A 23,065-nucleotide genomic window follows, 5' to 3' on the forward strand; every position below is an offset into this window, starting at 1 on the left:
TCTAAGCGGAGCAGGCCTCACGGTGTCACCTCGCTGCGGTGGGAGACCCGCGTATCGTCGCATAAGCAGTGAGTCTTATTGACGACAATAGAAGATTGCGGCATAAAATCTCAAAAACATCGCGAGTGTCATAAGGGCGTCATCCAATTGTGAGAATTTCCGAGCGTCTTTCCGTCTCCATTCCAGACATACCTCTCTCGCTGCCGATGTCCATCCGCTATCCCTTATTGAATCGCGAACTGGGCATTCTGGGTTTCAACGAGCGCGTACTGGCGCAAGCCGCCGATCCCGCCGTTCCCTTACTCGAACGCCTGCGCTTCATCTGCATCACCAGCAGCAATCTCGACGAATTCTTCGAAGTCCGTATGGCCGGACTTCAGGAGCAGATGCGCGACAACCCCGGCGCGCTGTCGCCGGACGGCATGTCGCTGCAGCATGTGTACGACCTCGTCGTCGAGCGCGCGCAGAAACTCGTGCACCGCCAGTACACGATGCTGCACGACACGGTGCTGACCGCGCTCGAACAGGAAGGCATCTATTTCCACGGCACCGAAGGCTGGAGCGACGCGCAGACCGAATGGGCGCGCAATTACTTCTTCGACGAACTGCTGCCGGTGCTCACGCCGATCGGTCTGGACCCCGCGCATCCGTTTCCGCGCGTGCTCAACAAGAGCCTGAACTTCGTCGTCGAACTGGAAGGCAAGGACGCGTTCGGCCGCCAGGCGATGATGGGCATCGTGCAAGCGCCGCGCGCACTGCCGCGGCTGGTGCGGATGCCGCAGGAACTGTCCGGCTATCCGCACGGTTTCGTGCTGCTCAGCTCGCTGCTGCAACGTTTTGTCGGCGAGCTGTTTCCGAATCTGCTGGTGCGCAGTTGCAATCAGTTTCGCATCACGCGCAACAGCGAGCTGTTCGTCGACGAAGACGAAATCACCAATCTGCGCGTCGCGTTGCAGGGCGAACTGCCGGCGCGCCATCTGGGCAATGCGGTGCGGCTCGAAGTGTCGGCGGAAACGCCCGCGCACGTGGTGCGGCGTCTGCTCGACGAAAGCGGTCTGTCGAACAAGGACTGCTACTACGCAAACGGTCCGGTCAATCTGGTGCGCCTGATGCAGCTGCCCGAGATGGTCGACCGCCCCGATCTGAAGTTCGTCCCGCACATTCCGTCGACGCCGCCGCGGATCGCCAACAGCGCCAGCATGTTCGACGTGATCGATCAGGGCGACGTGCTGCTGCATCACCCGTACGAGAGTTTCCAGCCGGTGCTCGAACTGCTGCTGCAGGCGGCCAAAGACCCGAACGTGGTCGCGATCAAGCAGACCATCTACCGCACCGGCACCGACTCGCCGCTGATGGACGCGCTGATGCAGGCCGCGCGCAACGGCAAGGAAGTCACGGTGGTGGTCGAGCTGCTCGCGCGTTTCGACGAGGAAACCAATATCAACTGGGCGTCGCAGCTCGAGGCGGTCGGCGCGCACGTGGTCTACGGCGTGGTCGGCCACAAGTGCCACGCGAAGATGATGCTGATCGTGCGGCGCATGTCGGTCGGCGGCAAGACCACGCTCAAGCGCTACGTGCACCTGGGCACCGGCAACTATCATCCGCGCACCGCGCGCCTGTATACCGACTTCGGGCTGATGACCGCCGATCAGAAGATCTGCGAGGACGTGCACCACGTGTTCCAGCAGCTCACGGGCATCGGCGGCGAGCTGAAGCTGCACGAGCTGTGGCAGTCGCCGTTCACGCTGCATCCGAAGCTGGTCGAGGCAATCCGCAAGGAAGCCGAACATGCGCGCGCCGGCAAGAAGGCGCGCATCGTCGCGAAGATGAACGCGCTGCTCGAACCGACGGTGATTGCCGAGTTGTACGAAGCATCGCAGGCCGGCGTGAAGATCGACCTGATCGTGCGCGGCGTGTGCTCGCTGCAGCCGGGCGTGGCGGGGCTCTCCGAAAACATTACGGTGCGCTCGATCGTCGGGCGCTTTCTCGAACATCACCGCATCTACTACTTCTACGACGACGGCCGCGAACAGGTTTATCTGTCGAGCGCCGACTGGATGGATCGCAATCTGTTCCGCCGCGTCGAAGTCGCGTTCCCGGTCAATAACCGCCGTCTGAAGCGGCGCGTGATCGCCGAAGGTCTGTCGGCGTTTCTCGGCGACAACCAGTCCGCGTGGCTGATGCAAAGCGACGGGCACTATCGGCGCCGGCGGCCCGGCAAGTCCTCGCGCAATGCGCAGATGAGCCTGCTGACGAAGTTCTGTTCGTAGCGGCTGCCGCAAACCCGGCGGACATAAAAAAACCTCCTGTTTCAGGAGGTTTTTTTCATTCCACCGCTGTTTCCAGCAAAGCGGAGCGGGCAAAGCGAGCGGAGCAAAACGCGCCGCTTACACCATCGCCGCCTGGCAACGCGCGGTCCGGTACACCGGAAAGCGCACGGTGAAGGTACTGCCACGCCCTTCCTCGCTCTTCACGTCGAGCTGCGCGTCGTGGCGCTGCAGCACGTGCTTGACGATCGCCAGACCGAGTCCGGTGCCGCCGGTATCGCGCGAACGGCTGCGATCGACGCGATAGAAGCGCTCGGTGAGCCGCGGCAGATCGGCGGCCGGAATGCCGAGACCGCTGTCTGTCACCGAGAACACCGCGTGGCCGCCGTGCGCGTGCCAGCTGACCTGGATCGTGCCGCCGTCCGGCGTATAGCGAATCGCGTTGGTCACGAGGTTGCCGAACGCGCTGAGGATTTCGGTCTCGACGCCGGTAACGGTCAGGCTTTCGTCGGCGTCGAGCACGATCCGGTGATGGTCGCTCGACAGACTCTGCGCGTCGTCGCGCAGATGCCGCAGCACCGCGCGCATATCGATCATCTGCTCGCTCGGCGGCTTGTTGTCGCCTTCGAGCTTCGCGAGCACCAGCAGGTCGGTGACGATATGGCGCATCCGCGATGCCTGCTGATCCATCAGCTCCAGATAGCGCGCGCGTTCGGCTTCGCCGAGCGGCAGTTCGCGCATCGTCTCGAGAAAACCGGACAGCACGGTGAGCGGCGTTTTCAGTTCGTGCGACACGTTGGCGACGAAGTCGCGCCGCATCGCATCGGTACGCTCGAGCTCGGTGATGTCCTGCGACAGCACCAGCTTGCGGTTATCGCCATAAGGAAACACCTGCACCGACAGCACGTTCTGGCGCTTTTCGCCCATCCCGCGCATGATCAGCATCTCTTCGTAACGATGCGAATTCAGATAGCGGACGAAATCCGGATGGCGCACCAGATGGGTGATGTGCTGACGCAGATCGCGTTTCGCATCGAGCCCGAAATGGCTTTCGGAGATCGCGTTGCACCACTCGATCTGATCGTGGTCGTCGAGCATCGCGACGCCGTTCGGCGACGCCTGGATCGCCTGGATGAAACGCGAATGCTGCTGCTCGACCTGGCGCACCTGCGCGTGCCAGCGCTTCGCGAGCTTGTGCAGACGGTAGTAGATTTCGCCCCAGATGCCGGGCGCGCTCGGCACTTCGCCGTACACCGGCGCATCGAGCAGACGCCACAGACGCTGCTTGTGGAAGGTGCCGAAGATGCTCTGCACAAGCAGCATCACGATAGCGAGCGCGAGCCCAGCCTTGACGTTGACCAGTGCGCCGACCAGCGCGCACAGAACAGCAAGCAGCACGACCGACACGAGGGAGCGCGCCCAGATGATGTTCATGTTTTAGCGTCGATCGAAGCGAGAAAACTGCGCAGGAAGGAGATGGCGGCGCGTCGGGTTGCGCCGCCGGCGGCTATCAGGCGCTCTTTGCCAACCGGTAGCCGCTGCCGCGAACCGTTTCAATCATAGCATCGCACCCGGCCGGCTTGAGGGCCGCGCGCAAACGCTTGATATGCACGTCGACGGTACGCTCCTCGACGAACACGTGATCGCCCCACACCTGGTCGAGCAGTTGCGTGCGGCTGTGCACGCGCTCCGGATGGGTCATGAAGAAATGCAGCAGACGGAATTCGGTCGGCCCCAGATCGAGCTTGATCTCGCTGCCTTGCGCGTGCGCGGCGACCCGATGGGTGGCCGGATCGAGCTTCAGACCGTTGATCGCGACCACGTCTTCGGTCAGTTGCGGCGCGCGACGGCGCAGCACCGCCTTGATGCGCGCCATCAGCTCCTTCGGCGAGAACGGCTTGGTTACGTAGTCGTCCGCACCGATCTCCAGGCCGAGCACCTTGTCCTGCTCGTCGCCGCGCGCGGTCAGCATGATGATCGGAATGTGCTTCGTGCGTTCGTTGTTGCGCAGGTCGCGCGCGAACGAAATGCCCGATTTGCCCGGCAACATCCAGTCGAGCAGCACCAGATCAGGCAGCACGTCGCTGATCAGGTTATGCGCCTGCTCGGCGTTGTACGCGCGAATCGGGCAGTGACCGGCGTGCTGAAGATTGACCGAAATCAATTCGGAAATGGCGGGCTCATCTTCAATGACGAGAATGCTGCTGGGCATCGGCACCTCTGTTCCTTATCTCTGGATTAGCTGAGTGCTTCGCGTTCGAGCGCGTCGCGCGACTGGTGCCGCACGTCGGTGCCCTTCACGATGTAAATGATGAATTCGGCGATGTTCTTCGCGTGGTCGCCGATCCGCTCGATCGCCTTGGCGATGAACAGAAAGTCGAGACCCACGGAGATCGAACGCGGATCTTCGGTCATATACGAAATCAGCTTGCGCACGAACGCGCGGAATTCTTCGTCGATCGCCTTATCGTCGCGCACGATCTGCGCGGCGGCAACGGTATCGAGACGCGCGAACGCGTCGAGTGCGCGGCGCAGGATCGACACCGCCATCTCGCCGGACAGCTTGATTTCGGCGATGTTGATGGTGCGCGACGCGCCATCTTCCATCAGGCGCCGCGTGCGCTTGGCGATCTTTTCGGCTTCGTCGCCGGCGCGTTCGAGATTGGTGATGGTCTTCGAAATCGCGATCAGCAGACGCAGGTCGCGCGCGGCCGGCTGACGACGCGCGATGATGTTGCTGCACTCCTCGTCGATCTCGACTTCCATCCGGTTCAGACGGTCTTCGGCCGCGATCACCTGCTCGGCGAGATTGAGGTCGAATTCGTTGAGCGCCTGCATTGCGTTGACGATCTGCGATTCGACGAGGCCGCCCATTTCGAGCACTTTCGACGAAACGAGGTTCAGGTCGGCGTCGAACTGGCTGGACAGATGCTTATCGGACATGTCGTACTCCGTAGTTTGCCCGGGTTAGCCGAAGCGCCCCGTGATGTAGTCCTCGGTTTCCTTGCGAGCCGGCTTGATGAAGATCTTTTCGGTATCGCCGAATTCGATCAGCTCGCCAAGGTACATATAGGCAGTGTAGTCCGAACAACGCGCCGCCTGCTGCATGTTGTGAGTGACGATCACCACCGTGTAGTCGCTCTTGAGCTCGGCGATCAGCTCTTCGATGCGGCCGGTCGAAATCGGGTCGAGCGCCGAGCACGGTTCGTCGAGCAGCAGCACTTCGGGACGGATCGCGATGCCGCGCGCGATGCACAGACGCTGCTGCTGACCGCCCGACAGACCGTAGCCGCTCTGCCCGAGCTTGTCCTTCACTTCGTTCCACAGCGCCGCCTTGGTCAGCGCCCATTCGACGCGATCGTCCATTTCCGGGCGCGACAGCTTCTCGAACATCTTCACGCCGAACGCGATGTTGTCGTAGATCGACATCGGGAACGGGGTCGGCTTCTGGAACACCATGCCGATGCGCGCGCGCAGCAGCGAAATGTCCTGGCGCGTGGTCAGCAGGTTTTCGCCGTCCATCACGATTTCGCCTTCGGCGCGCTGCTCCGGATAAAGCGCGTACATCTTGTTGAAGGTGCGCAGCAGCGTGGACTTGCCGCAGCCCGACGGGCCGATGAACGCGGTCACCTTGCCTTCGGGGATCTGCAGGTTGATGTTCTTCAGCGCGTGATATTTGCCGTAGAAGAAGTTCAGGTCCTTGACCTCGATCTTCGGACGCGCGGGCGTTTGCGCGTGGCCGCCCTGGATGGGGTCGGAGCTGGCGGGCGCGGCCGCGTGCCCGATCGGATTCAGTTGGGTTTCTGCCATATTCATCGGATTACACTCCGCCCTTACTTGTTCGAGAAGATCGTGCGCGCGAGGACATTCAGTCCGAGCACCGCGAGCGTGATCAGGAAGACGCCGGCCCACGCGAGCGATTGCCACTGCGCGAACGGACTCATCGCAAACTTGTAGATCGTGACCGGCAGGTTCGCGACCGGCTGGCCCATATCGACCGAGAAGAACTGGTTCGACAGCGCGGTAAAGAGCAGCGGCGCGGTTTCGCCGGCGATCCGCGCGACGCCCAGCAGCACGCCGGTGACGATCCCCGCGACCGACGCCTTCAGCGTGATCGACAGCACCATCTTCCACTTCGGCGTGCCGAGCGCGAACGCCGCTTCACGCATCGCGTTCGGCACCAGCTTCAGCATGTTCTCGGTGGTGCGGATCACGATCGGAATCTGCAGCAGCGCGAGCGCGAGCACGCCGGCCCAGCCGCTGAAGTGGCCCATTTTCGCGACCACCAGCGCATACACGAACAGACCGATCACGATCGACGGCGCCGACAGCAGGATGTCGTTGATGAAGCGCGTGAGGCTCGCGAGCCAGCCCCTCTGCCCGTATTCGGCGAGATAAACGCCCGCCATGATGCCGATCGGCGTGCCGACGAAGGTCGCCAGCGCGACCAGCATCAGGCTGCCGACGATCGCGTTGGCGAGACCGCCGCCGTCGGTGTTCGGCGGCGGCGTCGATTGCGTGAACAGTTCGACCGACAGACCGCCGATCCCGAGTCGCAGCGTCGTATAGAGAATCCACACCAGCCACAGCAGACCAAAGGCCATCGCCGCCAGCGACAGCGTCAGCGCGATCGCGTTGGTGAAACGGCGGCGTCCCTGCAGACGCGTGCGCGTCGCTTCGAGTGTCGCCGGATCCTTCAGACCCGGCATGTTAAGGGACGGCCCGCTCATTTCGCACCCTCCCCTTTCTCGAGGCGCAGCAGCATGACTTTCGAAATCGACAGCACGATGAAGGTAATCACGAACAGGATCAGGCCGAGTTCCATCAGCGCCGACGTGTGCAGGCCCGGGTCCGCTTCCGCGAACTCGTTGGCGAGCGCCGACGTGATGCTGTTACCCGGCGAAAACAGCGAAATATTGTCGAGCAGGTTGGTGTTGCCGATCACGAAGGTGACCGCCATCGTCTCGCCGAGCGCGCGGCCGAGGCCGAGCATCACGCCGCCGATCACGCCGGTCTTGGTGAACGGCAGCACGATCTTCCACATCACTTCCCACGTCGTGCAGCCGATCCCGTACGCCGATTCTTTCAGCAGCACCGGCGTGACTTCGAACACGTCGCGCATCACCGACGCGATGTACGGAATGATCATGATCGCGAGAATCACACCCGCGCACAGAATGCCGATGCCGATCGGCGGCCCGGCGAACAGCGCGCCGATGATCGGAACGCTTCCGAGCACCGCGCCGAGCGGTTTCTGGAACCACTGCGCGAAGATCGGCGCGAACACCAGCAGACCCCACATGCCGTACACGATCGACGGAATCGCGGCGAGCAGCTCGATCGCGATGCCGAGCGGGCGGCGCAGCCACGCGGGCGAGAGTTCGGTGAGAAACAGCGCGATGCCGAAGCTGACCGGCACCGCGATAAGCAGAGCGATGATCGAGGTGGCGACGGTGCCGTAGATCGGCACCAGTGCACCGAATTGCTTGCTGGGCGGATCCCAGACGGCCGTCCACAGGAACGCGAGACCGAACTCGCGGATCGACGGCATCGACGCGATGATCAGCGACACGATGATGCCGCCGAGCAGCAACAGCGTCACGATGGCGGAAAGGCGTGCGAGGCCGCCGAAGATCACGTCACCCGAGCGGCCGGGCGCTTTCTGCTGCGACGCGCTGCCAGGCGGAGTGGTCCGGCTCGTGCCGGACGCTAGATGAATATCGGACATGTGAGCCTGAGGACCTGTTTCCAGTTGCGGGACCGAACCTGTCGGGCGTCCAGCGATGCTGCGGCAAGTGCCGGGTTAATGTCATTGGCCGTCCCCACACGGAGACGGCCAAGGTGCTGCTAAACACGGTACCGGAGCACCGCGTCGCGCGCTACACGCGCTTTTCCCGTTATTCGGCGATCGCCTTGCCCGCCGAGTCCTTCACCTTCTGCTTCCACTGCGTGCGGATTTCCGACACGACCGATTCCGGCAACGAGATGTAGTCCAGATCGTTCGCGGCCTGATTGCCGTTCTTGAACGCCCAGTCGAAGAACTTGAGCGTTTCGGTGCCTTGCGGCGCCTTGTCCTGCGTGGTGTGCAGCAGCACGAAGGTCGCGCCGACGATCGGCCACGCGTTCTTGCCCGGCTCGTTGGTCAGGATCTGGTAGAACGACTTCGACCAGTCCGCGCCGGCGGCAGCCGCCTTGAACGTGTCGGTCTGCGGCTGAACCACGGTGCCGGCTTCGTTCTTCAGCGCGACGTAGTTCATGTGGTTCTGCTTCGCGTACGCCCATTCGACGTAGCCGATCGAGCCCGGCAGACGCTGCACGAATGCCGCGACGCCGTCGTTGCCCTTGCCGCCCGTGCCGGTCGGCCAGTTGACCGTCGAACCTTCACCGACCTTCGCCTTCCATTCCGGGTTGACCTTCGACAGGTAGTTCGTCCAGATGAAGCTGGTGCCCGAGCCGTCGGCGCGGCGCACCACGGCGATGTCCAGATCCGGCAGCTTGACCTTCGGGTTCAGCGCGACGATCGCGGGGTCATTCCACTTCTTGATCTTGCCCAGGTAGATGTCGCCGAGCACCTGACCCGACAGCACCAGCTCGCCCGGCTTCACGCCCGGCACGTTGACCGCCGGCACCACGCCGCCGACCACCGTCGGGAACTGGAACAGGCCTTCCTTCGCGAGTTCGTCGTCCTTCAGCGGAGCGTCCGAGCCGGCGAAATCGACGGTCTTCGCGACGATCTGCTTCACGCCGCCCGACGAACCGATGCCCTGATAGTTGACCTTGCCGCCGCCGGACTTCTGATAAGCATCAGCCCACTTCGTGTAGATCGGTGCTGCGAACGTGCTGCCCGCGCCCGTGATGTCTGCGGCTTGCGCTGCGATTGCGAAAAGCGCGCCAGCGACGCCAGCGAACACGGTGTGCATCAATTTCATGAGACCTCCAAGGGGTGTAAGCGTGTGGTGTGAGCGTTATCACGAACACCGCGAAGCTTAGGGTCTCTTTATGACAAAGCCGTGACTAATCGTGAAACAGGCGTGACAGTTGTATTACTCGTTGAAAGGTGCTGCTGCGGGGAAAACGATGCTCGGGCGATGCGCGTGGCATGCGGCCAGCGTTGCGCCCGGCGTTGCGTACAGATTAGGCGAAAAAGACGGGGCGCGAACGTTTGCGCGAGGGATGAGGGGAAATTGACGGGTGGCGCGCCGGAGCATACGTGCGCGGGGGGCGACGGGCATCTGTTCCATCGTGCTGCTTTTCGAGCTGCCGCGCAGGACCGGCGCACCGACGGATAAAGGAACGGCGGGACGCGTTACTCGCCGCCCCGCCGCCTGTTCATGCGCTACTTCGGCCCGCGAAAAATCCGCTCAGGCCGCGGTCGCATCCCTGACCGCGTCGGCGATCGCTTCCGAATGCTGCTTCGCATCGGCGGCGTTCTGGGCTTCGACCATCACGCGCAGCACCGGCTCGGTACCCGACGCGCGGATCAGCACGCGGCCGCGACCGTCGAGCGCGCTTTCGGCCGACTTGATCGCGCGGCGGATCGTCTCGCTGCCCTTCCAGTCCGCGTCCGGCTTCATCCGCACGTTGATCAGCTTCTGCGGGAACAGCGTGACGCCGTCGAGGAGTTGCTCCAGCGATTTGCCGCTGCGCTGCATCGCCGCGAGCACCAGCAGCGCGGACACGATGCCGTCGCCGGTCGAATGGCGGTCGAGCGACAGGATATGGCCGGAGCCTTCCGCGCCGAGCTGCCAGCCGTGCTCGCGCAGTTGCTCGAGCACGTAACGGTCGCCGACCGCGGCCCGCACGAACTTCACGCCGGCGTTCTGCAGCGCGACCTCGACGGCCATATTGGTCATCAACGTGCCGACCGCGCCTTCGACGTGCCCGGCGGTCGCAATCCGGTCCTTGACCAGCACGTACAGCAGTTCGTCGCCATTGTAGAGCCGGCCGGATGCGTCGACCACCTGCAGACGGTCGGCGTCGCCATCGAGCGCGATGCCCAGGTCCGCGTGGTTCGCGCGCACCGCGCGCACCAGCGCATCGGGGGCGGTCGCACCGACCCCGTCGTTGATGTTGAAGCCGTTCGGCGCGACGCCGATCGGAATCACTTCCGCGCCGAGCTCGTGAAACACGTGCGGCGCGACGTCGTACGCTGCGCCATGCGCGCAATCGACGACCAGCTTCATCCCGCGCAGGTCGTACGCGGCCGGGAAGGTGCTCTTGCAGAACTCGATGTAGCGGCCGGCCGCGTCATCGAGACGGCGCGCCTTGCCGAGCTGCTCGGACGCCGCGCATGCGAGCGGCTGCTCGAGCTGCTCCTCGATCTGCGCTTCGACGTCGTCCGGCAGCTTGTTGCCGTCGGCCGAGAAGAATTTGATGCCGTTGTCGTAGTACGGATTGTGCGACGCGCTGATCACGACGCCCGCCGCGAGCCGCAGCGCGCGCGTCAGATACGCGATACCGGGGGTCGGCATCGGGCCGGCCAGCATCACGTCGACGCCGGCCGCGGAAAAGCCCGACTCCAGCGCGGCTTCGAGCATATAGCCCGACACGCGGGTGTCCTTGCCGATCAGCACCGTCGGACGTGCGCCGGTCTTCGCCCACTGGTCCGCGCCGGCGAGCACCTTGCCGGCCGCGTAGCCGAGCCGCAACACGAACTCCGGCGTAATGGGCCCTTCGCCAACCTTGCCTCGAATCCCGTCCGTACCGAAGTAACGACGTGCCATCTTCAATCTCCTTATATGACTGCGGGCTTAAGCACCGTGCGCGCCGCTCACGTTGGCCGCGTCGCGTAGGGTGGCCCATACTTTCAGTGCATCGACTGTTTGCGCGACATCGTGCACGCGCACAATCGCGGCGCCGCGCTCGGCCGCGCAGACGGCCGCGGCGACGCTGCCGGCGACCCGCTCCGGCGCCGGGCGTCCGACTACCGCGCCGATCATCGACTTGCGCGACATGCCCGCAAGAATCGGATACGGCGATGCGGCACGCGGCGCTGTCTCGCGCAGTTGCGCAAGCAGCGCATAGTTGTGTTCGACGACCGCCTTGCCGAAGCCAAACCCGGGATCGACGCTGATGCGCGCGCGCGCTATGCCGGCCTGCTGCAAGGTCTCGACGCGCTCTTCGAGGAAATCGCGGACCTCACTGACAACGTCCTCATAATGCGGTTCGCCGAGCTGCATGGTCTGCGGCTCACCGAGCATATGCATCACACAAAGCCCGCAAGCGCTGTCGCGCACCGCATCGATCGCGCCGGGCATCCGGAAACCCCAGATATCGTTGATCAGATCGGCGCCCGCGCTCAATGCGTGACGCATTACTTCCGGCTTGCACGTATCGACCGATAGCGGCACGTTCGCGCCGCGCAGAGCCTCGATCAGCGGCAACACGCGCTCGAGTTCTTCGTCGAGCGGCACCGGCGGCGCGCCGGGACGGGTCGACTCGCCGCCAATATCGATGATCTGCGCGCCGTCGCGCACCATCTGCTCAGCCTGGCGCAGCGCGTCGTCGCGCAACGTGTATTTACCACCATCGGAGAAGGAATCGGGCGTGACGTTCAGGATGCCCATCACCAACGGGCGTTCGAATGTCAGCTTGAAGCGGCCGCATTGCAGCGGCTCGGGAAGAGGTGCGGAAGAAAAATCGACTGTTGACACGTAGCAGGACTTTTACTTGGAACGGACAAATACAAAACGGGCCGGTGTTATACACACCGGCCCGCACTTTCTACTGGCTGTCTATCAGGCCGGCGCGGTCGCGCTTCCCGGCTTGACTTCGGTACCCGTGCTACCGCCCGACGAGGCATCGCTTGCCGACGGCGGCGAGCTCTTCGGTGAGCGCGGCGGACGGCCGGCCATGATGTCGTTGATCTGATCGGCGTCGATCGTTTCCCACTCCATCAGTGCGGCGGTCATCGCTTCGACCTTGTCGCGGTTTTCGTCCAGCAGGCGCCGTGCGAGGTTGTACTGCTCATCCAGCACGCGACGGATTTCCGCATCGACCTTCTGCTGCGTCGCTTCCGAAATGGTCCGCGTGAAACCGCGGCCAAACGGCGAAGCGTCGTTTTCGTCGTCGACATAGACCATCGGTCCGAGCGCATCGGTCATCCCGAAACGCGCGACCATTGCACGAGCCGTCTGCGTCGCTTTGTTGAAGTCGTCCGACGCGCCGGTGCTGATCAGGTTCAGGAACAACTCTTCAGCGACACGGCCGCCGAACAGGATCGCGAGACGGTCGAGTAGATAGTCTTTCGAGTACGTTTCGTTGTCATGCTCCGGCAACTGCCACGTGACGCCCAGCGCACGGCCACGCGGAATGATCGTGACCTTGTGCACCGGATCGGCCTTCGGCAACAGCTTGGCGATCACCGCGTGTCCCGATTCGTGATACGCGGTAGCACGCTTCGATTCCTCGCGGATCACGGCCGACTTGCGCTCCGGACCCATGAAAATCTTGTCCTTCGCGTCTTCGAAGTCCGTCATCTCGACGATGCGCTTACCTCGGCGCGCCGCGAACAGAGCCGCTTCGTTCACGAGGTTCGCCAGATCGGCGCCCGAGAAGCCCGGCGTGCCGCGCGCGATCACTGCCGCGTCGACGTCGTTCGAGATCGGCACCTTGCGCAAGTGCACCTTCATGATGTGCTCACGGCCGCGGATGTCGGGCAGACCGACATACACCTGACGGTCGAAACGACCCGGGCGCAGCAGCGCCTTGTCGAGCACGTCGGAACGGTTGGTTGCAGCGATCACGATCACGCCGGAATTCGCCTCGAAGCCGTCCATTTCGACCAGCATCTGGTTCAGCGTCTGTTCGCGTTCGTCGTTGCCGCCGCCCATACCGGCACCGCGATGACGGCCGACCGCGTCGATTTCGTCGATGAACACGATACACGGCGCGTGCTTCTTGGCCTGCTCGAACATGTCGCGAACGCGAGCCGCGCCGACACCGACGAACATTTCAACGAAGTCCGAACCCGAAATGCTGAAGAACGGCACCTTCGCCTCGCCGGCGATCGCGCGGGCGAGCAGCGTCTTACCGGTTCCCGGCGGCCCGACCAGCAGCACGCCACGCGGGATACGGCCACCGAGCTTCTGGAATTTTTGCGGATCGCGCAGGAAGTCGACCAACTCCGACACTTCTTCCTTCGCTTCGTCGCAGCCGGCGACGTCGGTGAAATTGATCGCGTTGTTGTTCTCGTCGATCAGGCGCGCGCGCGACTTGCCGAACGAAAACGCTCCACCTTTGCCGCCCCCCTGCATCTGCCTCATCATGTAGAACCAGAAACCGATGATCAAAATCGTCGGTCCGAGGTAATACAGCACGGACATCAGTGCATTGGGTTCGTCGTCAGCCTTGCCGCTCACCTGTACGCCATACTTCATCAGATCGCCGACCATCCAGATGTCGCCGGGCGAGACAATCTGGTACTTCTGGCCGTCTGCTGGAGTGACCGTGAGGTTCCGCCCCTGGACAATGACGTTCTTGACTTTGCCGTTCTTCGCGTCGTCCATGAACTGCGAATAGGAAACGCCTTCCTGGACACGGGGCTTGTCGAACTGCTTGAACACCGTAAACAGCACCAGTGCGATTACCAACCACACTGCTGCTTTCGAAAACATATTGTTGTTCAAAGCACCACTCCTTCACTTAGACGGGCGCCTACATTTGCCTTGCGGCACCACGAAAGCATTCTAATCCAGTCCGCAGACCCCTGCCATAACGTTTCACTACCCCAGAAATAGGGTAGCGGGCTGTTTTGACGCCGGTCTGGAACGTGCTGCCCCGGCACGGCAGAGATCGATTCGTCTGGCTACGCCCCTATGCGGGTCGCTTCAGATGCCTACCCAAAATAAACGTTTCAGACGATTTATCCCGCGACGCTTTCGGCTTGCGGGCTCCAACCACCTTGAACTGGCGTTTGAACTTTTCGACAATCTGGCTATAACCGCTGCCGTGAAAGCATTTGACTAAAAGGGCGCCATCCGGTTTAAGGTGATTTTGCGCGAATTCGAGCGCGAGATCGCACAAATGCTCGATCCGTGCCGCGTCCGCGATCGCCACGCCGGACAGGTTGGGCGCCATATCTGAAATTACAAGGTCGACCTGCCGCGCGCCGACCAATTCTTCAAGCTGGCCCAGCACGGAGTCTTCGCGGAAATCGCCCTGGATGAAGTGAACGTCTGCCACCGGCTCCATCGGAAGGATGTCGAGCGCAATAATCGTGCCGTCGATGCCTCCCTCGCGCTCCGCGTTACGCTGCGAACCGCGCGCCAGCTTGTTGCGCGCGTACTGGCTCCAGCTGCCCGGCGTGGAGCCGAGATCGACGATCACCTGCCCCGGCCGGATCAGTTTGTCCTGCTCGTCGATTTCCTTGAGCTTGTACGCCGCACGGGCGCGATAACCTTCCCGCTGCGCCATTTTGACGTACGGATCGTTTATGTGGTCATGCAGCCACGCGGTGTTGAACTTGTTTTTTGCCATTAAAGATGAACTATTGCTGCGTCGTGTCGCGCTTTAGGGGATAATACGCGGTTAATTTCGCGCGGCCGTCGCCAGACTGGCGAGCAGCCGCGATTCTGATGTTCTGACGCGCGCCCTGTCGAATCGAACCGTCCCATTCAGCCAAGCAATGGGACGAACACGCAGGAGCCGCCATTTTAGTCGAGTCTCCTACTTTCCATGCCAGCCCTCAAAGTCTCTTCCGATCAACGCGCCGAGTTGCGCTCCCAGGCACATGCGCTCAAACCGGTCGTACTTGTCGGCGCCGAAGGTTTGACCGACGCGGTGCTCGCCGAAATCAAGGTGCACCTTGCCGCGCACCAGCTGATCAAGATTCGCGTGTTCGGCGATGAGCGCGAAGAACGGCTCGCGATCTACGAACAGATCTGCGACACGCTGAACGCCGCGCCGATCCAGCATATCGGCAAGCTGCTGGTGATCTGGAAGCCCGAAGCGGCGCAGCCGGCCACGCCTGCAGCCAAACGCGGCGCGCTGCCGAGCGCTCGCGAAGCGGCGACCGAAGCCAATTCGTCCAAAGGACGTGCGCCGCGCGTGGTCAAGGTCGCGAAGCCGACCGACGTGCCAATGCGCAAGCCGCGAACCAAGGCAGTACTGGTGCGGGGCAACGAGCGCGTCACGCAGGGCGGCAACATCAAGCGCGCGAAAAAGCGCCAAACCAGCGCGAAGCGCTCGCATCAGTCGTCGAAGTAAGCGCCAATTGCAGGAAGGTGCGGACGGGGTCCGCACCGTTGCGAAACACAAACCGTAGCGACATAACCGATCGGGCGACGATCAGTCCACCGCAAGCCTTAGCCGACCGCCTTTCCGGCGACCCGCCGAGCGCCCTCTTCCTCAGCCGCCGCACCGACGCGAGCCGGCAACAGCCACACCAGCGCCACACCCAGCAGACTCTGGATCAGATAGAACAGGCTCGACACGCCGTGCAGGATGCCGAAGCGAGCCGCATAGGCCGAATGACCGACGTCGGTACCCGCTTCGAGCGCCGCCACCCGAATCGCATTCATGAACGGTTGCAGCGCGAAGTAGCCGACCAGCACGCACACGAGCATGCCCGCGATCAGCCAGCGCACCCGCCGGTAGGCATCGGCACCGCGCCGCACCAGCAGATTGGCGAGCCCCAGCAGCAAAATACCGCAGACGACGCCGATTACGCCCTCGATGCGAAACAGCTGCGCGGCCACTTCGCCCGCGGTCGAACGGTCCAGCGTCGTAAACAGCACGGGCGCGACCGCATAGCCGATAGTCAGCAGGCTACCGACCCATACCATCGTCAGCAGACGGAAAAATCGATGCGGCATCAGGGACACCGGCGCTATCCTCAGACGTAGCTGACTGCGATGATTTCGTACTCGCGCACGCCGCCCGGAGCCTGCACCGACGCAACGTCGCCTTCCGACTTGCCGATCAGCGCACGCGCGATCGGCGAGCTGATCGAGATCAGACCGTGGTCGATGTCCGCTTCGTCGTCGCCAACGATCTGGTACTTGACCGACGCGCCCGACTCCAGATCTTCGAGTTCGAGCGTCGCACCGAACACCACGCGGCCATCCGCTTCCACTTGCGACGGATCGATCACCTGCGCACCGGCAAGCTTCGATTCGATTTCGGCGATGCGGCCCTCGATGAAGCCCTGCTTTTCCTTCGCCGCGTCGTATTCCGCGTTTTCCGACAGATCGCCCTGAGCGCGCGCTTCCGCGATCGAGTTGATGACCGCCGGACGTTCAACCGATTTCAGGCGCTGCAATTCATCGCGCAGCATGTCTGCGCCGCGCTTCGTCAATGGAATAGTGCTCATAAACAACTCTGGAGGCAAAAAACGGCCATAAAAAAAATCACCGCGGTTAAGTGCATTCCGCGAAAGCCGCGCCCGGAACAAACTCGGGTCACAGCACCTGCGGAACGCCGCTTAACCGCGGCACGTACATCTTGGACTGACAGTCGAAGCCTTAGTTTAGGCGAGCGTGGAGTCCTTGTAAATCATAGACTTCCAGGTTCTTCAGATAACGCAGGCCTTCGACCGCCGCGCGTGCGCCGGACATCGTCGTGTAGTACGTGACCTTGTTCGCCTGCGCGCTCATGCGGATCGAACGCGAATCGGCGATCGCCGCGCGGGTTTCGTCGACCGTCGTGAAGACCAGCGCGATCTCGCCGTTCTTGATCATGTCGACGATGTGCGGACGGCCGTCCTTTACCTTGTTGACGACCTTGACCGGCACGCCGGCCGCTTCGATCGCGGCAGCCGTACCCTTGGTCGCGACGATCGGATAGCCGAGTTCGTGCAGCATACGCGCGACTTCGACCGCCTTCGGCTTGTCGGCATCCATCACGGTCAGCAGCACCGTGCCCGACTCCGGCAGACGCGAACCCGCCGCGAGCTGCGACTTGAACAGCGCTTCACCGAAAGTCTGGCCGACGCCCATCACTTCGCCGGTCGAACGCATTTCCGGTCCGAGCACCGGATCGACCGCCGGGAACTTGATGAACGGGAACACCGCTTCCTTCACGCTGAAGTACGGCGGCTCGACTTCCTTCGTCACGCCCTGTTCGGCGAGCTTCTGGCCGACCATCGCGCGCGCCGCGATCTTCGCGAGCGGCAGGCTGGTCGCCTTCGACACGTACGGCACCGTGCGCGAGGCGCGCGGATTCACTTCGAGCACGTAGATGATGTCGAGCTTCGAGCCATCGGCCTGCGGCACCTGCTGGATCGCGAACTGCACGTTCATCAGGCCGACCACGTTCAGCGCCTTCGCCATCGCGGCGGTCTGGCGCTTCAGTTCGGCGATGGTTTCCTTCGACAGCGAATACGGCGGCAGCGAGCAGGCCGAGTCGCCCGAGTGTACGCCCGCCTGTTCGATGTGCTCCATAACGCCGCCGATGAACACGGCTTCGCCATCGGAGATGCAATCGACGTCGCATTCGATCGCGTCGTTCAGGAAGCGGTCGAGCAGCACCGGCGAGTCGTTCGACACCTTCACGGCCTCACGCATGTAGCGCTCGAGGTCGCGCGGCTCGTGGACGATTTCCATCGCGCGGCCGCCCAGCACGTACGACGGACGCACCACCAGCGGATAGCCGATTTCGTCGGCGAGCTTCAGCGCTTCGTCTTCGGCGCGCGCGGTGCGGTTCGGCGGCTGACGCAGACCGAGGTCCTGCAGCAGCTTCTGGAAACGCTCGCGGTCTTCGGCGGCGTCGATCATGTCCGGCGACGTGCCGATGATCGGCACCCCGTTCGCTTCGAGATCGAGCGCGAGCTTCAGCGGCGTCTGGCCGCCGTACTGGACGATCACGCCGACCGGCTTTTCCTTGTCGACGATTTCGAGCACGTCTTCGAGCGTCAGCGATTCGAAGTACAGACGGTCGGACGTGTCGTAGTCGGTCGATACGGTTTCCGGGTTGCAGTTGACCATGATCGTTTCATAGCCGTCCTCGCGCATCGCGAGCGCCGCATGCACGCAGCAGTAGTCGAACTCGATGCCCTGACCGATCCGGTTCGGACCACCGCCGAGCACCATGATCTTCTTGTTGCTGGTCGGGTTCGCTTCGCACTCTTCCTCGTAGGTGGAGTACATGTATGCGGTCTTGGTCGCAAACTCGGCCGCGCAGGTGTCGACGCGCTTGTACACCGGGCGCACGTTCAGCTCGATGCGGCGCGCGCGCACTTCCGCCGGCTTTGCGCCGAGCAGCTTCGCCAGACGGCGATCCGAGAAACCGCTCTGCTTCAGGTACTTCAGCTCTTCCTTCGACAGGCTCGCGAGCGTGCGGCCGGCCAGCGCCTTTTCCTTCAGGATGATCTGTTCGATCTGCGCGAGGAACCACGGGTCGATCGCGGTTTCTTCGAAGATTTCCTGCGCGCTCATGCCGACGCGGAACGCATCGCCGACGTACCAGATCCGGTCCGGACCGGCTTCGCCGATCTCGCGGATGATCTCGTCGCGATTGGTGGTCTTTTCGTCCAGACCGTCGACGCCGACTTCGAGGCCGCGCAGCGCTTTCTGGAACGACTCCTGGAACGTGCGGCCGATCGCCATCACTTCGCCGACCGACTTCATCTGCGTGGTCAGGCGCGAATCGGCCTCGCGGAATTTTTCGAACGCGAAACGCGGGATTTTCGTGACGACGTAGTCGATCGTCGGCTCGAACGACGCCGGGGTCTGGCCGCCGGTGATTTCGTTCTTGAGTTCATCCAGCGTGTAGCCGACCGCGAGCTTCGCCGCGACCTTGGCGATCGGGAAGCCGGTCGCCTTCGACGCCAGTGCCGACGAACGCGACACGCGCGGGTTCATTTCGATCACGATCATCCGGCCGTCTTTCGGATTGATCGAGAACTGCACGTTCGAGCCGCCGGTGTCGACGCCGATCTCGCGCAGCACCGCCAGCGACGCATTGCGCAGGATCTGGTATTCCTTGTCGGTGAGCGTCTGCGCCGGCGCGACGGTGATCGAGTCGCCGGTGTGGATGCCCATCGGGTCGAGGTTTTCGATCGAGCAAACGATGATGCAGTTATCCGCCTTGTCGCGAACCACTTCCATCTCGTACTCTTTCCAGCCGAGCAGCGATTCTTCGATCAACAGCTCGCGCGTCGGCGACAGGTCGAGACCGCGCTTGCAGATCTCTTCGAATTCGTCGCGGTTGTATGCGATACCGCCGCCCGAGCCGCCCAGCGTGAACGACGGACGGATCACGACCGGGTAGCCGCTGCCGGTTTCGGCCGCGATCTTCGCCTGCACCGCGAGCGCTTCTTCCATCGAATGCGCGGTGCCCGACTTGGCCGAACCGAGACCGATCTTGGTCATCGCGTCCTTGAACTTCTGGCGGTCTTCCGCCTTGTCGATCGCTTCCGGCGATGCGCCGATCAGCTCGACGTCGTACTTCGCCAGCACGCCGTGCGCGTGCAGATCGAGTGCGCAGTTCAGCGCGGTCTGGCCGCCCATCGTCGGCAGGATCGCGTCCGGGCGCTCCTTCGCGATGATGCGCTCGACCACTTCCCACGTGATCGGCTCGATGTAGGTCACGTCGGCCGTGTTCGGGTCGGTCATGATCGTCGCCGGATTGCTGTTGACGAGAATGACCTTGTAGCCTTCCTCACGCAGCGCCTTGCATGCCTGCGCGCCCGAGTAATCGAACTCGCACGCCTGGCCGATGATGATCGGACCCGCGCCGATGATGAGGATGCTTTTAATGTCTGTCCGCTTGGGCATAACGCTCTCGCTAAATATTCCTGAATTCTTTCCGTCGGCGCGCGCCGTTTTCACGTAGCGCGCGCTGTTGCGCGGCGAGTCCGCCGCGCTTTTGCCGCGGGGTCCGGCGGCCACTTCGGCCGCCGCGCCCCCGCCCCGCCGCGTGCGTGCGTTACGCCGCCGCGCTCTTGCCGTTCTTGTGCGCGTCCATCAACGCGGTGAAGCGGTCGAACAGATACGCGACGTCGTTCGGACCGGGCGACGCTTCCGGATGGCCCTGGAAGCAGAAGGCCGGCTTGTCGGTCAGCGCGAAGCCTTGCAGCGTGCCGTCGAACAGCGACGTGTGCGTCACGCGCGCGTTGGCGGGCAGCGTGGCGGCATCGACTGCGAAACCGTGGTTCTGCGACGTGATTACGACGCGGCCGTCTTCGAGATCCTTCACCGGATGATTCGCGCCGTGGTGGCCGGTCTTCATCTTCATCGTCTTCGCGCCGACCGCGAGGCCCATGATCTGGTGGCCGAGGCAAATGCCGAAGGTCGGAACGCCGCGCTCGATGAACTCCTTCGCCGCCGCGATTGCGTAATCGCACGGCTCCGGATCGCCGGGGCCGTTCGACAGGAACACGCCGTCCGGATTCAGCGCCAGTGCGTCAGCGGCGCTCGCCTGCGCCGGCAGGACCGTCACGTGGCAGCCGCGCTCGGCCAGCATGCGCAGGATGTTCTGCTTGACGCCGTAGTCGAACGCGACGACGCGGTACTTCGGCGCCTTCTGCTCGCCGTAGCCGGTGCCGAGGCGCCATTCGGAGCGGGTCCACTCATAGCTTTGCTGCGTCGACACGACCTTCGCGAGGTCCATGCCGGCGAGGCCCGGGAACGAGCGCGCGAGTTCGATCGCTTTCGCTTCGTCGTCCGAACCGGCGAGGATCGCGCCGTTCTGCGCGCCCTTGTCGCGCAAAACGCGGGTCAGCTTGCGGGTGTCGATGCCGGCGATGGCAACCACGCCTTCGTCCTGCAGGTATTGCGGGAGCGTGCGCTCCATGCGGAAGTTCGACGCGAGAACCGGCAGATCACGGATGATCAGGCCGGCGGCATGGACTTTCGTCGCCTCGACGTCTTCGGCGTTCACGCCGACGTTGCCGATATGCGGGTACGTGAGGGTTACGATCTGGCGCGCGTAGCTCGGGTCAGTCAGGATTTCCTGATAGCCGGTGATCGCCGTGTTGAACACGACTTCGCCAATGGTGTGCCCGGGGGCGCCGATCGAATAACCACGAAAGACCGTGCCGTCGGCGAGCGCGAGGAGAGCGGGAGAAAATGACGGCAACACGGGAGACTCCTTGGGGGAACACCCTGTTGCCACCTGTCTGTCCGATTGCGAGCCGCAGCGAAACGCATTCTGAATGCGCGCGCAGACTCGCTCGCGTGCTGCCGGTGACGTTGCAAGGGGCGCAAACGGTCCATTGTGTGGACGATTCGACTGGGTGCGGGGCCCTTCTTGCTACGCTCATGGCGCGCGGCGGATGAACGGTTGGGGAGAGGTAGGCGCTAGGGTGCGGGTTGATAAGCTCAAACCTTGAAATTATAGCCTGAATCCGCCCTTCCCTCCAAATCTGAGATAGTACGCGGACGCAAGGCGCCCGCTTTGGCACGAACTCAAAGTCTTGCCTGGCGCGCTTTTCAGCGCCTGCGGACGGCGCTTTTCCCGGCCGGATCGACCGGACACTTCGGGGACGAAACCCCAAAAGTGTTAACTCAGCCGATCGCCGCGCGACGGCGCTCCGGCCTCCTCTCACACCTCGTGCTCGGCCCGCAGTTCGGCCGGGCGGGTCGCCTCGCGGCCCGGCAACACATACCAGATCGCAGCTAGCACCTGCAACGCCACCAGAATTTCCCATGCAGTCAGATGCGCGACCGCTGGGTAGCGGCCGCCGGTCGACGGCCAACGCGACAGCACCGCGCCCACCCCGACCTGGAAACCGAAGATCAGTAGAAAAATAATCAGCGTGAGCGTGGTGTTGACGCGGCCGATCATCTGCGCCGGGAAGTGGCGTGCCATCACCGCGTAGCTGAGGATGCCGGTGCCGCCAAAAATTCCATACGCGGCCCACAGCAGACTCGCCGGCAGCGGCGCCCGGAACATGATCAGCAACTGGGTGAGCACATACAGCGCCATGCCGATTCCGCAGAACGCATACAGCGAGATGCCGCGCCGCTCGAGGCTGCGCGCCGCGGCGCCGAAACCGACGCAGCCCGCCATCATCGCGAAACCGAGGATCGACACGAGCGCCGCGGCCTCGTGCGGCTCGAAACCCTGCACGTCGCGCAGCCACGCGCCGACCCACAGCGACTGCATCGCGTAGAACACCCCTTGCGTGAGCACCGAGAACGACGCGATTTTCCAGAACGCCGCGCTGCGCAGAATATGCCACGTGCCTTTGAATTGCGCGGCGAGGCTGGCCTGTCGATGCGTGTCGCGCGCCTGCGGAGCGAGCGTCCATTGCGCGAGTGCGACCAGCACCGTCAACACGCCGAGCCCGACACAGACCGTCCGCCAACTCGAGAAACCGAGCACCCACGTCAGCGGCGAACCGACCATCACACCGCCGAAGCCGCCGATCGCCATCACGAGTCCGTTCATCAGGGGCAGACGCGCGGCGGGAAAATGCTGCGCGAGCGCCTTGAACGCGGCACCGAGGCACACCGACACGCCGACGCCGATCAACAGCCGCCCGACCATCATCATGCCGAGGCTATGCGCGGCGCCGAACACCCAGATGCCGAGCGCCGCGAACAGCAGCGTGACGGCCGTGACACGACGCGCGCCGAAGTGATCGAGCAACACGCCGGCGGGAATCTGCGCGCCCGCGAAACCGAGAAAATAGAGGCTGGTCAGCACCCCCAGATCGGCTGCCGACAGCCCGAGGTCGTGCGTGATGAACGGCGCGAACCCGAGGTTGACGCCGCGGAACACATAGGAGACGAAATAGCCGGCGGAAAAGAGCAGAAAGACGCGCAGTTGGGTCGACGACATAAATCGGGTTGAGCTTGTTCGAAGAGCGGTAAAGTCGGCCGGATCGGGCGGCACGACACGGCAGACACGCGCTG

18 protein-coding genes are annotated in these 23,065 nt (G+C 63.3%); 2 read left to right on the forward strand and 16 right to left on the reverse strand.

The features are described 5' to 3' along the window. Positions 1-206 precede the first annotated feature (206 nt). Positions 207-2,270 (forward strand): polyphosphate kinase 1, encoded by a 2,064-nt coding sequence (ppk1, locus tag LJ656_RS20225; RefSeq protein WP_230511155.1) that lies wholly within the window; start codon positions 207-209, stop codon positions 2,268-2,270. A gap of 117 nt (positions 2,271-2,387) precedes the next feature. Here ppk1 and phoR read toward each other — a convergent pair whose 3' ends face one another. The 11 genes from phoR to LJ656_RS20280 all read right to left on the reverse strand — a co-directional run bounded on the left by phoR (position 2,388) and on the right by LJ656_RS20280 (position 14,744). Next, positions 2,388-3,701 carry a phosphate regulon sensor histidine kinase PhoR gene (phoR, locus tag LJ656_RS20230; RefSeq protein ID WP_230511156.1) on the reverse strand — a complete coding sequence of 438 codons (1,314 nt, stop codon included), beginning with the start codon at positions 3,699-3,701 and terminating at the stop codon, positions 2,388-2,390. A 76-nt stretch (positions 3,702-3,777) separates the two neighbouring features. Beyond that, positions 3,778-4,479 (reverse strand): phosphate regulon transcriptional regulator PhoB, encoded by a 702-nt coding sequence (gene phoB, locus LJ656_RS20235; protein WP_230511157.1) that lies wholly within the window; start codon positions 4,477-4,479, stop codon positions 3,778-3,780. Between the two features lie 26 nt (positions 4,480-4,505). Beyond that, entirely contained in the window at positions 4,506-5,210 is a 705-nt protein-coding gene (gene phoU / locus LJ656_RS20240) for a phosphate signaling complex protein PhoU (RefSeq protein ID WP_075301750.1), read from the reverse strand. 24 nt (positions 5,211-5,234) lie between these two features. Beyond that, positions 5,235-6,077 carry a phosphate ABC transporter ATP-binding protein PstB gene (gene pstB / locus LJ656_RS20245; protein WP_425605978.1) on the reverse strand — a complete coding sequence of 281 codons (843 nt, stop codon included), beginning with the start codon at positions 6,075-6,077 and terminating at the stop codon, positions 5,235-5,237. A gap of 23 nt (positions 6,078-6,100) precedes the next feature. Then, complete coding sequence (pstA, locus tag LJ656_RS20250) at positions 6,101-6,997, reverse strand: phosphate ABC transporter permease PstA (protein WP_230511159.1); 897 nt, start codon at positions 6,995-6,997, stop codon at positions 6,101-6,103. Continuing rightward, positions 6,994-7,995, reverse strand: coding sequence for a phosphate ABC transporter permease PstC (gene pstC / locus LJ656_RS20255; RefSeq protein WP_230511160.1), 1,002 nt, complete (start codon positions 7,993-7,995; stop codon positions 6,994-6,996). The genes pstA and pstC overlap by 4 nt, the downstream gene beginning before the upstream one ends. Positions 7,996-8,164: 169 nt before the next feature. After that, on the reverse strand, positions 8,165-9,196 hold the full coding sequence (gene pstS, locus LJ656_RS20260) for a phosphate ABC transporter substrate-binding protein PstS (protein WP_230511161.1): 1,032 nt from the start codon (positions 9,194-9,196) through the stop codon (positions 8,165-8,167). 432 nt (positions 9,197-9,628) lie between these two features. Next, on the reverse strand, positions 9,629-10,990 hold the full coding sequence (gene glmM / locus LJ656_RS20265) for a phosphoglucosamine mutase (protein ID WP_230511162.1): 1,362 nt from the start codon (positions 10,988-10,990) through the stop codon (positions 9,629-9,631). 27 nt (positions 10,991-11,017) lie between these two features. After that, positions 11,018-11,920 (reverse strand): dihydropteroate synthase, encoded by a 903-nt coding sequence (gene folP, locus LJ656_RS20270; RefSeq protein ID WP_230511163.1) that lies wholly within the window; start codon positions 11,918-11,920, stop codon positions 11,018-11,020. Positions 11,921-12,004: 84 nt separating this feature from the next. After that, on the reverse strand, positions 12,005-13,894 hold the full coding sequence (gene ftsH, locus LJ656_RS20275) for an ATP-dependent zinc metalloprotease FtsH (protein ID WP_075301762.1): 1,890 nt from the start codon (positions 13,892-13,894) through the stop codon (positions 12,005-12,007). 187 nt (positions 13,895-14,081) lie between these two features. Continuing rightward, entirely contained in the window at positions 14,082-14,744 is a 663-nt protein-coding gene (locus tag LJ656_RS20280; protein WP_230511164.1) for an RlmE family RNA methyltransferase, read from the reverse strand. A 198-nt stretch (positions 14,745-14,942) separates the two neighbouring features. On the opposite strand from LJ656_RS20280, the gene LJ656_RS20285 reads away from it, so the two are divergent. Continuing rightward, positions 14,943-15,473 (forward strand): YhbY family RNA-binding protein, encoded by a 531-nt coding sequence (locus LJ656_RS20285; protein WP_230511165.1) that lies wholly within the window; start codon positions 14,943-14,945, stop codon positions 15,471-15,473. Positions 15,474-15,571: 98 nt separating this feature from the next. On the opposite strand, the gene LJ656_RS20290 is transcribed toward LJ656_RS20285, so the two are convergent. From LJ656_RS20290 to LJ656_RS20310, 5 genes are all read right to left on the reverse strand, one after another. Continuing rightward, entirely contained in the window at positions 15,572-16,081 is a 510-nt protein-coding gene (locus LJ656_RS20290; protein ID WP_230511166.1) for a DUF4149 domain-containing protein, read from the reverse strand. Positions 16,082-16,101: 20 nt separating this feature from the next. After that, positions 16,102-16,578 (reverse strand): transcription elongation factor GreA, encoded by a 477-nt coding sequence (gene greA / locus LJ656_RS20295; RefSeq protein WP_062127755.1) that lies wholly within the window; start codon positions 16,576-16,578, stop codon positions 16,102-16,104. Between the two features lie 151 nt (positions 16,579-16,729). Further along, positions 16,730-19,981 (reverse strand): carbamoyl-phosphate synthase large subunit, encoded by a 3,252-nt coding sequence (carB, locus tag LJ656_RS20300; RefSeq protein ID WP_230511167.1) that lies wholly within the window; start codon positions 19,979-19,981, stop codon positions 16,730-16,732. A gap of 151 nt (positions 19,982-20,132) precedes the next feature. Next, entirely contained in the window at positions 20,133-21,287 is a 1,155-nt protein-coding gene (gene carA, locus LJ656_RS20305) for a glutamine-hydrolyzing carbamoyl-phosphate synthase small subunit (protein ID WP_230511168.1), read from the reverse strand. 462 nt (positions 21,288-21,749) lie between these two features. After that, positions 21,750-22,991: an MFS transporter gene (locus LJ656_RS20310; protein WP_230511169.1), complete on the reverse strand. Its 1,242-nt coding sequence runs from the start codon at positions 22,989-22,991 to the stop codon at positions 21,750-21,752. Positions 22,992-23,065 lie beyond the last annotated feature (74 nt).

Origin of the sequence: Paraburkholderia sejongensis (assembly GCF_020880815.1) — a bacterium.
In the GTDB taxonomy this organism is placed as follows: Bacteria; Pseudomonadota; Gammaproteobacteria; order Burkholderiales; family Burkholderiaceae; genus Paraburkholderia; species Paraburkholderia sejongensis.